The 11,384-nt window shown below is 43.0% G+C and carries 16 protein-coding genes; 14 read left to right on the top strand and 2 right to left on the bottom strand.

Features of this window, described 5'->3' with window-relative positions:
• Positions 1 to 304: 304 nt before the first annotated feature.
• The gene (locus IE055_RS14120; protein ID WP_189402304.1) at positions 305 to 580 is read left to right on the top strand and encodes a putative quinol monooxygenase; all 276 of its coding nucleotides are present in this window, start codon (positions 305 to 307) and stop codon (positions 578 to 580) included.
• Between the two features lie 28 nt (positions 581 to 608).
• Here the strand turns inward: IE055_RS14120 and IE055_RS14115 are convergent, their stop codons facing one another.
• Positions 609 to 1,550: an IS110 family RNA-guided transposase gene (locus IE055_RS14115; RefSeq protein ID WP_189402303.1), complete on the bottom strand. Its 942-nt coding sequence runs from the start codon at positions 1,548 to 1,550 to the stop codon at positions 609 to 611.
• Positions 1,551 to 1,895: 345 nt separating this feature from the next.
• Here IE055_RS14115 and IE055_RS14110 point away from each other — a divergent pair, with 345 nt between their 5' ends.
• The 7 genes from IE055_RS14110 to IE055_RS14080 all read left to right on the top strand — a co-directional run bounded on the left by IE055_RS14110 (position 1,896) and on the right by IE055_RS14080 (position 7,834).
• Positions 1,896 to 2,240: a cupin domain-containing protein gene (locus IE055_RS14110; protein ID WP_189402302.1), complete on the top strand. Its 345-nt coding sequence runs from the start codon at positions 1,896 to 1,898 to the stop codon at positions 2,238 to 2,240.
• Between the two features lie 144 nt (positions 2,241 to 2,384).
• Entirely contained in the window at positions 2,385 to 2,873 is a 489-nt protein-coding gene (locus IE055_RS14105) for a hypothetical protein (RefSeq protein ID WP_189402300.1), read from the top strand.
• A gap of 118 nt (positions 2,874 to 2,991) precedes the next feature.
• Positions 2,992 to 3,582 (top strand): dihydrofolate reductase family protein, encoded by a 591-nt coding sequence (locus IE055_RS14100; RefSeq protein WP_189402298.1) that lies wholly within the window; start codon positions 2,992 to 2,994, stop codon positions 3,580 to 3,582.
• Between the two features lie 487 nt (positions 3,583 to 4,069).
• Complete coding sequence (locus tag IE055_RS14095; protein WP_189402296.1) at positions 4,070 to 5,311, top strand: S41 family peptidase; 1,242 nt, start codon at positions 4,070 to 4,072, stop codon at positions 5,309 to 5,311.
• A 619-nt stretch (positions 5,312 to 5,930) separates the two neighbouring features.
• Positions 5,931 to 6,395 (top strand): DUF2947 family protein, encoded by a 465-nt coding sequence (locus tag IE055_RS14090; protein WP_189402294.1) that lies wholly within the window; start codon positions 5,931 to 5,933, stop codon positions 6,393 to 6,395.
• Positions 6,396 to 7,038: 643 nt separating this feature from the next.
• A complete protein-coding gene (locus tag IE055_RS14085; protein WP_189402292.1) occupies positions 7,039 to 7,446 on the top strand; it encodes a hypothetical protein in 408 nt (135 codons plus the stop codon).
• Between the two features lie 100 nt (positions 7,447 to 7,546).
• Positions 7,547 to 7,834 (top strand): YciI family protein, encoded by a 288-nt coding sequence (locus tag IE055_RS14080; RefSeq protein WP_189402290.1) that lies wholly within the window; start codon positions 7,547 to 7,549, stop codon positions 7,832 to 7,834.
• An 81-nt stretch (positions 7,835 to 7,915) separates the two neighbouring features.
• Here the strand turns inward: IE055_RS14080 and IE055_RS14075 are convergent, their stop codons facing one another.
• Entirely contained in the window at positions 7,916 to 8,254 is a 339-nt protein-coding gene (locus tag IE055_RS14075; protein ID WP_189402289.1) for a winged helix-turn-helix transcriptional regulator, read from the bottom strand.
• Positions 8,255 to 8,373: 119 nt separating this feature from the next.
• Between IE055_RS14075 and IE055_RS14070 the strand changes: the two genes are divergently transcribed.
• The 6 genes from IE055_RS14070 to IE055_RS14045 all read left to right on the top strand — a co-directional run bounded on the left by IE055_RS14070 (position 8,374) and on the right by IE055_RS14045 (position 11,318).
• The gene (locus tag IE055_RS14070; RefSeq protein ID WP_189402287.1) at positions 8,374 to 8,808 is read left to right on the top strand and encodes an SRPBCC family protein; all 435 of its coding nucleotides are present in this window, start codon (positions 8,374 to 8,376) and stop codon (positions 8,806 to 8,808) included.
• Between the two features lie 146 nt (positions 8,809 to 8,954).
• A complete protein-coding gene (locus IE055_RS14065) occupies positions 8,955 to 9,524 on the top strand; it encodes a hypothetical protein (RefSeq protein ID WP_189402285.1) in 570 nt (189 codons plus the stop codon).
• Positions 9,525 to 9,574: 50 nt separating this feature from the next.
• Positions 9,575 to 9,964 carry a hypothetical protein gene (locus tag IE055_RS14060; protein WP_189402283.1) on the top strand — a complete coding sequence of 130 codons (390 nt, stop codon included), beginning with the start codon at positions 9,575 to 9,577 and terminating at the stop codon, positions 9,962 to 9,964.
• Positions 9,965 to 10,025: 61 nt separating this feature from the next.
• Positions 10,026 to 10,445, top strand: coding sequence for a hypothetical protein (locus IE055_RS14055; protein WP_189402281.1), 420 nt, complete (start codon positions 10,026 to 10,028; stop codon positions 10,443 to 10,445).
• Between the two features lie 84 nt (positions 10,446 to 10,529).
• Positions 10,530 to 10,844 carry a hypothetical protein gene (locus IE055_RS14050; RefSeq protein WP_189402280.1) on the top strand — a complete coding sequence of 105 codons (315 nt, stop codon included), beginning with the start codon at positions 10,530 to 10,532 and terminating at the stop codon, positions 10,842 to 10,844.
• 102 nt (positions 10,845 to 10,946) lie between these two features.
• Positions 10,947 to 11,318: a DUF4288 domain-containing protein gene (locus tag IE055_RS14045; RefSeq protein WP_189402278.1), complete on the top strand. Its 372-nt coding sequence runs from the start codon at positions 10,947 to 10,949 to the stop codon at positions 11,316 to 11,318.
• The last annotated feature ends 66 nt before the right edge of the window (positions 11,319 to 11,384 follow it).

Genomic DNA, 11,384 nt, shown 5'->3' with positions numbered 1-11,384 from the left:
ATTTACCTCTCATAGTTAAGTTACATTATTTACTATGAAAAGTGTCGGGTAAACTCAGGCCTTACCATTCTTAGTAATAGACGAAGAGAGTCGTGTGGCTGCGGTATTTTCTGAACATTACGGTTACCATGAATTTTCTATTTATGGTGCCGTAGCAAAAGAAATTTCAGTAAGTTACTACGTGGACGAAGACTATGAGGGTATCGTCACATAACAAGAATAAACACAAAGCGCTTATAGCGCTCGGACGTCTGCTGTGCAGCCGCCCGTGTTATTGGCGTTATGTGTCTAGGAGAGTAATTGCGTGGCAATAATCGTTGCAGGGAAACTAAGGTTGAAGCCAGGCTCGCGAGGTGAGTTTATCGAAAAGTCTCGTGATGCTATGACGCAAGCAAGATCGCTGGATGCCTGTGAAGATTTTTCTGTGTCGCCAGATCCCATCGACGAGAACAGGGTGAATATTTTCGAGAAATGGATTGCACGCGCCCCATTAGAAGAATTCAGAAATTCAGGGCCAGATAATGATTCGTTTTCGCTAGTAGAATCCTTCGATATCAACGAGTACGAGATCAACACATAACAAGAGACTATGATCCCAGGTCAAGTATTCAGGCCATTTTTTCGTTCCAATAAGTCCTCGTTTTCATCATCGCGTTCAGGGTAATCAACTGCTTTCTGGCGCAGGCGATGAGCGCCACTTTCTTGGGTTTGCCTTGCGCGACTAACCGTTGATACATCGGTTTGAGTGTGGGGTGATGTTGGATGGCCGACATCACCGAGACGAACAACACTGAACGGATCTTGTGCCGTCCACCACGAATGCTTCGTTTACCTGAGCGCTTACCACTGTCGTGATTGATCGGCGCGACGCCGACTAAGGCGGCGACTTGTCGCCGGCTTAATGATCCGAGCTCAGGCAGTTCACTCAGCAGTGTATACGCGAGCACCTTGCCAACTGAGTGTGCGCTCATCAGGATATCCACATCGTGTTGCCATTGAGGTACTTGGCGAATCAATTTGTCGAGCTGCTTATCGAGTGTTTGAATCTCTTTCTGAACGGCTTTCAGCACACGACGTATTGGCGCGTGTGTCGGTTTTGGCATGCGAGATAAGCGATTCTTTTGCTGTGTTCTGATGGTTAGCAGTTGTGTTCTCAGTGTGATTAAGTCACTGATTTGTTGCAGTTTTTCGGGGTTCAACTGCGTTAAAGCAGGTTTAACCGCTTCGCCATAATGAGCGATGATGAAAGCATCGAGCTTGTCGGTCTTGGCAAGTTGCCCGGTGGCTTTAGCAAAGCTGTGAACATGCCATGCATTGCAGATGACGATGGGCAACCCAGCCTTGAACGCGGCACAGGCGAAGGGCAGTTCGAGTCGCCCCGTCGCCTCAATCAGGATACGATCGGGCTGAACGAGCGCAAGGCGTTCGATGGCGATTTTGATGCCATGCGGGTTGTTATCGACTGAGAAAAAGTCGCCAGCAGGTCGGATGGCGATGTCCAATCGGTCTTTGGAAGTGTCGATACCGACATTGATTTCAGTTTGGTTCATGCTAAGCTACCTCTTGCTTGTTATACGGGCTTGAGTGCTGCGCACCGCGACGCCACCAGGGCCACATCCCAAAAGACTATTCGAAGTTAAACTTGAGAGATTGCTAGCGCTCCTTCTTGTTATCGGTTTTTAAAACCCGTCGCAAATCGAGCTACTAACAATGGCCTTCGGCCGTTACCGAAGGTGGGTCTCAATTTACCCGTAAGACGAACATGGAGAAAGGATATTTATGTGTCGGAATCAACCATACAAGGCGCCAAAATTCACTCCGCCGCAAGCGGCTCCGCGGGACGCATTTTCAATGCGCCCCTTGTCACGGCGTTATGCTCATGAAAGGAACAAGAGATGATCTTTGATGTCGACCTTTTTGATAAGGAGCTTCCATTACCCGCAACAGAAAAATGGAAGGATGGCGTGTGGGACATAGAAGCATTTCAAAACGGTAGTATGTCACTAATTTATTTCGCACCTGAGGGAACAGATTATCAAACACCGCACGATCAGGATGAGCTGTATTTTGTAATGGAAGGTTCGGGCAAAATTGAAATAGATGGTGTTACCCACTCATTTAAAAAAGGCTCATCAATTTTTGTTGCTGCGGGCCAAAAGCACAAATTTATAGGTGAACTTTCTGGTATAAAAATGTGGGCTGTTTTTTGGGGGCCTAAAGGTGGCGAATCAAAAGCATAACAAAGCGTTCAAACTCGCTCCGGGCCTTCGGCCCTTCGCTGGACAGCCAAAGCTGCGCTGCTTTTGTGCATTTGCTTCGCAAATTGTTGCACAAAAGCATCACAACTTTGTCTGCCGTTTAACGCGGCGTTAAGGAGCTACCCCATGTATAGATTTCTGTTTCTTGCACTTTTTGTTTCTACGCTCTCGTATGGAAAAAGTCTTTTTGATGAAGTTCCAACTTCCAGTATAAGAGTAGGTAAGGCAGAGCAAAAGTCTGTTGTTGGTTCATTTTGTTGGCACCCTGAGGATGGCAGTCATTTTTGTGCTGATACAGGTTTAGTATCGCCACAAGAAAGGATTAAAGTTAAAAGTAATTCTGTCTTCAGATTAAAAATGCCGAATCAAGAAAATCTCAGAGCAGTTCAGTACACTTTTATTCCAGTAACTAATGAAATGATTGATTCAAAAGAAGAATACCCTGGGCGTTATAATTGGCAGGGCGGTATTTCCGAGATTCAAGAGTTAAAGTTAAGCCGAAGGCTAAGCATTAAGAAAAAATTAGAGCCTGGCGTATATATCTTAAGTATTTCGGCTTGGTGGAAAAATTATGATGATGCGAATCATGGGTTCCTTATTGAAGTCACTCCTTAACAAGACTAAAAACGAAAATGCCAACGCGGTTGGCACGGACGTGCTATTCGCGCTCCTGTTTTAAAGGCGTTAGCCATAATCAGATCACAACAATGGTCACGGAGAATTAGGAGGTTACATGAAAATAATAATCACTGAATTCATTAGTCTAGACGGCGTTGTTCAAGCCCCAGGTGGGGTAGACGAAGACACAGACGGAGGCTTCGAGCACGGCGGTTGGTCAATGAAGTATTTCGACCCAGAGGTTATGGGCAGTACGTATACTGAACTCGCTGCGCAGAGTGATATTCTTTTGCAAGGTCGCCGTACATATGAGGTGTCGGCCGCTGCTTGGCCTAGTCGCTCCGGGGATCCATTCACGGATTGGATCAATAGTGTCCAGAAATACGTCGTATCTGATACGCTTACCGAAAAGGGCGCGATTTGGAATCCCACCACGATAGTTCGTGGTGCTGATCTCTTGCAAACGGTATCCGAATTACGCGCGAAGCCTGGAGGCTATATCTATGTGTATGGCAGTGCGGCATTAGTAAGGTCGTTACTTGATGCCGATCTTGTAGATGAGCTACTTTTGACAATTGAACCAATCATTCTTGGCGGAGGTAAAACGATTTTCCCTGAGAATGGTAAGGCGATCTCCTTCGAATTGAAATCAACAGTTAAAGCCAGCACCGGTGCACAAGTCTGCCGATATGTTCGCGCACGATAGCCCAGTTTCAATGGCTAACAAGTCAAAGCACGCGGACGCGGCAAAGCTGCGCCGGTGTTTGAGGCGTTAGGTTTACCTGATGACTACTGAGGTGGCAAAAACCGGCACGATCATCATTGTTCTGGCTATATTAAGCCAGCTTCTAATCCCTTTCATTTTGTATGCAACATATGTGCAAAATGCAGAAGGGTTGGTAATGGCCTATGGAATGATTTTGATGATTCCACATGTAATTATTGAATTGATCTTGTTGATAACTCTTATAGTTTTTCAATTTTCCGGAAAGCTGAAAAACGTACATATAGTGCTAAAAGTAATATTTTTCGTAACTCTTGTCTCTACTGTGCTCTCGCTTCTCTATCAACCATAAAGGTGTTATGAAAAACCTAACAAGCTTAAAGACTTACATTCACTTCGTTCATTCGGACGCGCAAAAAACGCGCGCTCGTTTTAAGGGCGTATCATTCAAAACCATGAAAGGGAAACTATGAAGATTTCTTCAATACCTGCTTTATTATTGCTGGTTGTTTCATCCAGTTATTCAAATGATGATGTTTTTGATTCTAAGCTGGCCTGGAATGAAATGGTATCAACTCTTCGATCTGATTATGCCTACTTAGATAAAGTTGAGCATGATTTTAAAAATTTGACTGATCTTTTTTATGTTAAAGCGCTAGCCACAAAGTCACCTAAAGAGTTTGTCGATGTAAGCCAGTCGTTTTTACGAAACTTTCAAGATCCTCACTTGAATATTAGTCCGCTAGATCCTGATGATTATATTGTTTATCCAACAGGCTCAGATATCTATGCTGAGATTAAAGGCGAAGAAATATACATTGTTGATGTTAAAGCTAACTCTTCAGCATATGAACAAGGTATTCGTTCAGGGATGATTGTTAAAAGCATTGATGGTTTAGCCTTTCAAAGGACTATTGAAGCAGTAACAGGATTGTCAGCAGATAATTTGTCAAAAGAGCAACAAGCTTATGCTATTAACATTGCTCTTGGCGGTAAACGATACCAAAGTCGTACTTTGACTGTTTCAACGGATAATGAGGTGAAAACTTATAATTTAGATCCAAGTTACGATAGGATTAATAAATTTAAGCATGGGCCAAAAGTTACGCATAGGGAGATCAACGGCATTGGTTATATTCGTTTTAATAACGCACTTGGTGACAATGATAGTGTAACGGAATTTAGAAGTGCTATAAAAATACTGGAACAAACCAAAGGACTAATTATTGATTTGCGAAATACGCCTAGTGGAGGGAATACGGGCGTAGCAGAGCCTATCCTTGGCCACTTTACTAAAACAGAAAGGCCATACCAACTCTATAAAACTCAACAGTCAGGTCAGCATTATTCTGATGCTTCATTTGAAAAAGCGACAGTATTTCCTCAGGCGCCATTTATAGATAAACCTTTTGTTGTATTAGCCGGTCGCTGGACAGGCAGTATGGGCGAAGGCATGACAATTGGACTTGATGCACTTGGGGCTAAAGCTATTTTAGGTGCGCCTATGGCTGATTTATTAGGTGGTATAAAACAAATTCAACTTACAGAAAGTAATGCTACTTTATCGCTAGGCTTTGAGCGTTTGTATCATATAGATGGTCGCTTTAGAGAAGACTTTGAGCCAACTATTTTTATCAAAAGTGCCGATACTGACGAAAAAGGTGGTGATATAACGTTGTTGAAGGCTTTGGAAGTTTTGATTGATAATTGAATGTAACAAGCCATTCAAGCAGGACTTTTAACAGTTGGTTAGGTTCCGCTTCGCTTCACATTTTAACAAACAATCAAAAGCCTCTTAATGGGGCGTTACAAGGCAAAACATGACTCCTGACCGAGATACAAAAACGGCACTTCGCTGGGATGCTGGTTTGAGAACTAGCGAACCTAAATTGAAGGTGTCCGGCCCCGAATATTCGATGTCATACGCATGTCTTTCATGTAAAACGGCTCATAAGCGTCACGTCGAGGGTAGCCCGTCGGACTACCCATTGAAAATGGAGTGCCCAATATGTAAAGGCACTACATTCAATCTTGGCAGGCATTTCAAAGCACCTAAGAAATCTGACGATGCTCAATGGAAAAAAGTAGCATTCCTTATCGAACATGATTTTTTATTTCAAAAAAAATCGTCTAGACCAAAATAGCTATGAATCAGTGCCCTACCCAAAAAACTTGGTAGAGGCTAAAGCGTTTGTTGTCACATACAAAGATTGGACAATAACCAATGTCTTGTAACAAGCACATTAAAAATCGCCCACAAAAAACGTGGGTTGGACTCGCGAAAAGCGCTCGCCTTTTATGTGGGGAACACCAGTTTCACGAGGTGATGAATGGGTAAGGAGATTCCGGGCGTATTTCATGATGATCCAAAGATGTCTTCCGATGATCTTGCTCTAATTGAAATTCTTAGTGACGTCGTTAGCGCTAAGCGGTGGGATAAATATGTTAGTGAAGTAAATCGTCACTTTATGCAAATGTATGATGATGAGTGGCCAGCAAAAATTGTGTCTGGGGAAAAGTGTTGGTACCACTGGGTAGAAGACTGGAATGAAGATGATTTTTCAGAGTTTACGCATAGATTAGAAAGTATTGGGATTCCTACGGATAGCGCCCTATATATATTCTGGATGAAAGAAGTTGGAGTTAAGACTAATTGGGGCGTTTTTATTAAAAACTGGAGCAATTTCCTATACGAGGATGAGGGCTGTATTTTAGTTTTGCCAATGCAAAAGGAATCACTAGTATTAAGTAATGGGGCGGCTTGGTTGGGAGCACGTGGTGTACCAAAAACATAACAATTTTGTCCATTTGACGTTTTGGTCTACGCTCCGTTTTGGGGTGGCTACGCCACATTACCTCAAAACTCCACTACAACCAAAACGCAAATGACAAAGGCCTTATACGCCGCATGAAAAAACGCGCCCTGTGCATTAAATGCTATGAATGGAAGTCCGATCATATGGATGAGTGCGAATCTTGTCACTATTCACCTGTGAGTGAAATCGATATATGTAAATCTCGGATACTTGATTTCCCCTGGGATTTTCAAAGCCCGGAAACGGGAGAGTTAATCTCAGTGGGTAAGACGTTCGAAGAACTAGAAAGTATTCGAGATGAGTTCTCGAGAGGAATTAAGTATGAATATTCTGATTGGGAGTTACAGAGCTTGTCCCAGGTTCTTCGAGCATATAAATCCACCCAGTTTGGGTTTGGGGAGTATGCATTCATAATTGGTTTTGGCATTATGATATTGGTTTCAATATGGTATCTATTCGTAGCATAGAGGCTAACAATGCAACACAGCACAGCCACTACATGGCTTAGACAGCCTAGCCGTCGCTCGTTTTGTACATGGCTACGCCATTGTTGCACAAAACAATCAACAACTAGTCTGCCGCTGATAGCGGCGTTCTGCATGACTTGATCAGAGTCGGTAATATGAAATTAGATACTCTTGGAAAAATCTATACCAGTGTTATGGCGGTCTATTTCTTTGTTTCAGGATTCACTGTACTTTTAGATATTGAAGCTAAGCTCAGCCGAATTGGTTTAAGCGCGACGAGTAAAGATGGAGAAATTGCGTTTGTCTTGATCTATTGCGGTCTTATGATTGGTATTGGAGTGGCAATTTCCGTAATCGCCTATTTCAGCAAAACATGGGTTTATTCCGCGATGCTTGCGGTAACCATTATCTTTTCATTTATTACATTCAGGCTAGTCGGCGCGAGCATGGTAGGCGAACTTAGCAATGTACAGATATCATTTATAGTCGTAGAAATCATTGAGGCGTTGGTTGGCTTGTTCCTTATAGTCAAGTCAACAGTATTACGAAACTCGTATGCATAACAAGTTCAAAAACGATAATGCCAGCAAAGCTGGCCCGGACGCCGCTAGAACGCGGTGCCGTTTTAAAGGCGTTACCTCAATTGATAGATAGGAAGAATTTATGTTTATCGTTTTACTAAAATTTTCAGATAATAAATCTAGCGCTAAAGAATATATGGACGGACATAATGCGTGGATAAAGAAGAACTTCGATGATGGTATATTCTTGCTTGTCGGCAGCATTGAACCTGGACAGGGTGGTTCGGTAATAGCACACAATATTTCACTCCAAGAACTAGAGCAAATAGTAAACGCAGACCCTTTTGTATCTGAAAATGTTGTAACGGCTGAAATAATAGAAGTTTCGCCTAAAAAAACAGATGAAAGGCTTAACTTTCTTGCAAATTAGTCAAAGCCATAACAAGGCCAACCACAATCGCCCGCAAAAAGCGCGGGCTGGACTCGCTAACGCTGATCTGTGTTGGCGGCGTTAGCCTTCATACGTAACCCACCAACGATGCATTGCTTCAAACATTTCGTTTAAATCCATTGCTTTTTGCGTAGCAGTGTACTCAACACGTGGAGGAACTTCCGCGTATACTTTTCTCGATACTAATCCATCCTCTTCCAGTGCTCTTAACTGGTTTGTAAGCATAGCCTGAGTGATGCCTTCGATCTTCCGGCGTAACTCATTGAATCTGTGAGTTCCATGAAAAATCAAAATCTGCAGCACTATTAATTTCCATTTTCCCCCAATGAGTTTTGCTATCTGAGGCATTGGGCATAGCGTCCCTTCGGCGGATTGCGTTGTTTCTTTTCTCGATGTCATCGGTCGACCTCTAACCCCAATAGTATTGATAATGATACTATATACTAAAATATTGCCTACTTATATTATCATACCTAATTAAGTATATTGTTTTCTTCAATACAGAAGAGGAACCAATAGTGAAAAATTACGACCATACAATAACAGTCAAAGTCACCCCGAAGCGTGTTTTTGATGCGCTTACAAAAGAGATGTCTAATTGGTGGACTGATATGACATCTACAGTAGATAAAATTGGGGATAAAACAACAGCAAAATTTGAAGATGGCACTACATGGTCTTTTGAAGTTGTTAAGCTAGAAGCAAATAGACTCGTCGAACTGTTCTGCTATCAAGCAGACCATATTCACCCAGTTACAACTCCGGAAATGAGGAAAGAGTGGGAAAACACGACATTACGGTTCAACATTATTGGTAAGGGTGAAAATACGGATGTTCATTTCACTCATGTTGGGTTAACTCCAGAAGTAAATTGCTATAGCATTTGTAATTCTGGGTGGAATCACTTTTTTGGGGCAGCATTTAAGGCTTATTTGGAAAAGCAGATAGCTTGAGCAAACAAAGGCTAACAGGCCACTCAAGGTTCAGCAGCTAAAGCTGCTTGGACCTCCGCTGCGTTGCTCGTTTTGCGGTTTCACGCTACGCTACCGCAAAACCATCAACACAGCTCCGGCCCCTTAGCGGAGCGTTAGGAGTAATAATGAGTAGTACACCTCCACAAGGTAGTGAAATAAAAGTTGATACCTTGAATGGCCATCAACATATCCTTGTACCTCACGGCAAAGGTGGGGCGATGAGATATTTTATCGGGTTATTTCTCTTATTCTGGATGGGTGGCTGGTTCATGGGTTTTACCAGTGCTTTTTCACAAATATCATCTGGTGATGGTGGTGCCTTCCTTGTCTTTTGGCTGGGCGGTTGGTCTGTAGGTGGCCTGTTCGCGGGATATATGATTTACAGGGTGTTCGAAAAAAGTATCCCAGAACAACTTCTTCTCAATCGCCCATCACTATCCTTGGACACTGGAGTTCCTCCGTTAAAAATAGATTTTGGTATGCGCAGCCAAAAAAAATATTGGAAGTCCATGTTCCCCAAGCGAAAGCGCATTGAATTTTTGCCATCAGAACTCAAAACAATGAAGCTGCGAGAAACGGATAGTGGAAACCGTCTTACCATTGATAAAGGAGCCGAACGCGTAGAAATAGCAATAGGAGCCACTGAAATTGAACGAGAATGGCTATTTAGTTTCTTGCAGAGAAACTACTCCTAACAAGAGACTATGATCCCAGGTCAAGTATTCATGCCATTAGAGTTTAGTAAATGGGGTTAGTTCTTGTAATCCTTTCATTTGCGCTGATTGTGCTTTCCCTGGGCGGCGTTTTCCTGCCGTCTCGCTTGATGGCGTTGGTAGATAAACTTGCCTCACGTAAGCTGGGTTTGTGGGGCGCAGTATCGGTCCGCATTGTTTTTGGTGTGTTACTCTGGCTTAGTTCTCAAGAATCCAATGCGCCAGAAGTTTTAAAAGTATTCTCAGTATTGCTAGTGTTTTCCGCAGTAGCGCATTTTGTAGTTGGGCGAGAGCGTCTGAGAAAACTAAGACAAATATTAGCGGCTTGGCCGCTATGGGTTATTCGGGTCCCCTGCCTTTTGGGGATAATTATGGGAGTGTATTTATTGTGGGCGTTATCACCATTTATACCGCTAGCTTAATAATACGCTCTACAACAGCCAGCGTGCTGGCCTGGGATGTACCAAGCGTTATGGGTTCTGTTTGAAATTAATTGCTATTTCCATGTTATGTGCTTTTTCAAATCTTTCACTCGCTGAAGTGGTAGTGCCTGAAGATGTCCTAGGCAAGTGGGGATATAAAACAACAAAAGTACGTGGAGACGGTCAGGATATAAAGCGGATCAAGGGGGAGCGAGTGGATGAAAACCAGATGTATTATCCACGTTTCACACTAGCTAAATCATGCTTTGATACACCCGAGGCTGCAATGAAAAAGCAAAAAATGAGTCTAGAAAGCCGGAAAAACGATCCTTTCAATGGGTTTAAAAGTCACTACAACGATTTTATTTCAGGGGAATGCCTTTACTCTATCTCCACGGCAGTTAGAGCTACATTTTTAAGCTATCAACCAGAAGTATTAAAAAAGTACAAAACCTATGTACAAGAAATTAGAAACCCATAACAACGCCAGCCAAAATCGTGCGCGTTGCGCACTGGATGCGCAACAAGTTCCGGGCACTTGTGGCGGGCGTTATGTTGCTTGAAGATGACGAAAGAAGAGTCTTTAAAATTAATGCATTTCCCAAATGAATGGTTAGTTTGGGATATGTACCCGGACGAATTATTTCAAATCCAGATTTCTGGCAACGAAGTTGGATATGAGGACGGTTCAGACCACGATAGAACTGGCGTATTCCATTGGTGGTTAAAACGAAATCCAAGCTCTGAAAAACTTATATTATTAGCAAAATTAACATTGATCGATCCAGATCCACTCATGGGACAAGATGTCAGGAGTTACATCGCAAAATCAGAGCATTGCAATGAATCCGTCAATCAAGTTTTACAGTTGGCAACGTAACAATGTGGTTAAGTTCACTCCGACCGCGAAAAGCCCGGAGCCTGCGCGGGATTTCGCTACACCTTGTTTCGCTCGCTCCTCACCACGGTGTTAAGTGTCATCATGGATAAGATTATCTCACCAGTCGGCTGGTACATCGGAACATACTTGGCAAGATTCATCGAGATTGAAGATGAGAATAACGATGATCCCGAGACCAGGTTTGCAACGTGGGAAAACACAGTTATTGTGAAGGCTCCGACTCTTGAGGAGGCCTTTGAAAAGATAGAGCGAATTGGTATCGAACATGCTGAACCGTATAAAAGTCGAGAAACAGGTGTTCCTGTCCAATGGGAGTATCTCGGTATAATTGATCTGCTGCCAATTTACGAAGAATTGGAAGATGGCTCAGAGGTCATGTGGGCATCCAACCATCCTAAGAAGCTTAAAAATCTCAAGGCAATTGTTAAAGATGTCAGTGCATTTAAAGAGTAAACACTTAACAAGCAAGGGCAGCATTGCCCTTCGGGCTGGACGGCTTCGCCGTCGCTGCTGCGGGCG

It is taken from the genome of Arenicella chitinivorans (assembly GCF_014651515.1).
GTDB lineage: Bacteria > Pseudomonadota > Gammaproteobacteria > Arenicellales > Arenicellaceae > Arenicella > Arenicella chitinivorans.
Note: the sequence above shows the minus strand (reverse complement) of the source record. Positions and strands in the feature narration are given on the sequence as shown.

Bases quoted from the DNA above. Each gene is read 5' to 3' on its own strand.
- IE055_RS14060 (WP_189402283.1), top strand. From the start codon at position 9,575: ATGGGGTTAGTTCTTGTAATCCTTTCATTTGCGCTGATTGTGCTTTCC.
- IE055_RS14100 (WP_189402298.1), top strand. From the start codon at position 2,992: ATGAAAATAATAATCACTGAATTCATTAGTCTAGACGGCGTTGTTCAA.
- IE055_RS14080 (WP_189402290.1), top strand. From the start codon at position 7,547: ATGTTTATCGTTTTACTAAAATTTTCAGATAATAAATCTAGCGCTAAA.
- IE055_RS14045 (WP_189402278.1), top strand. From the start codon at position 10,947: ATGGATAAGATTATCTCACCAGTCGGCTGGTACATCGGAACATACTTG.
- IE055_RS14105 (WP_189402300.1), top strand. From the start codon at position 2,385: ATGTATAGATTTCTGTTTCTTGCACTTTTTGTTTCTACGCTCTCGTAT.
- IE055_RS14085 (WP_189402292.1), top strand. From the start codon at position 7,039: ATGAAATTAGATACTCTTGGAAAAATCTATACCAGTGTTATGGCGGTC.
- IE055_RS14095 (WP_189402296.1), top strand. From the start codon at position 4,070: ATGAAGATTTCTTCAATACCTGCTTTATTATTGCTGGTTGTTTCATCC.
- IE055_RS14110 (WP_189402302.1), top strand. From the start codon at position 1,896: ATGATCTTTGATGTCGACCTTTTTGATAAGGAGCTTCCATTACCCGCA.
- IE055_RS14050 (WP_189402280.1), top strand. From the start codon at position 10,530: ATGACGAAAGAAGAGTCTTTAAAATTAATGCATTTCCCAAATGAATGG.
- IE055_RS14090 (WP_189402294.1), top strand. From the start codon at position 5,931: ATGGGTAAGGAGATTCCGGGCGTATTTCATGATGATCCAAAGATGTCT.
- IE055_RS14075 (WP_189402289.1), bottom strand. From the start codon at position 8,254: ATGACATCGAGAAAAGAAACAACGCAATCCGCCGAAGGGACGCTATGC.
- IE055_RS14065 (WP_189402285.1), top strand. From the start codon at position 8,955: ATGAGTAGTACACCTCCACAAGGTAGTGAAATAAAAGTTGATACCTTG.
- IE055_RS14115 (WP_189402303.1), bottom strand. From the start codon at position 1,550: ATGAACCAAACTGAAATCAATGTCGGTATCGACACTTCCAAAGACCGA.